The sequence below is a fragment of the Pantoea sp. GbtcB22 genome, assembly GCF_019091025.1.
Lineage (GTDB): Bacteria > Pseudomonadota > Gammaproteobacteria > Enterobacterales > Enterobacteriaceae > Pantoea > Pantoea leporis.
The window spans coordinates 1-240 of sequence record NZ_JAGXKB010000735.1; the positions used below are offsets into that span (position 1 = coordinate 1).

1 pseudogene is annotated in these 240 nt (G+C 59.6%); it reads right to left on the reverse strand.

The features are described 5' to 3' along the window. Window positions 1-240 (reverse strand): annotated as a pseudogene (locus KVT28_RS26535) (ABC transporter substrate-binding protein); the annotation flags it as partial.

Sequence of the window (240 nt, forward strand, 5' to 3'; positions counted from 1 at the left end):
GCTGCGCGCCCTGTACCGTCACCACAACCGGTGAGTTCTGCTGCACGGTTTCCTGCAAATCGGTATAGAGCGCACGGCGCTTAACCGCATCGCTTTCACCGGCCGCTGCGCGGGATTTCGCACTCAGATCCGGAATATCCCAGCCGACGCGCCACGCCAGGGTTTTGGAACCACCCGGGACGTTATAGGCGAAGGCGCTGGCATTGGTGTTTAGATCGTCATAATCTGAGCCCCAGGAAA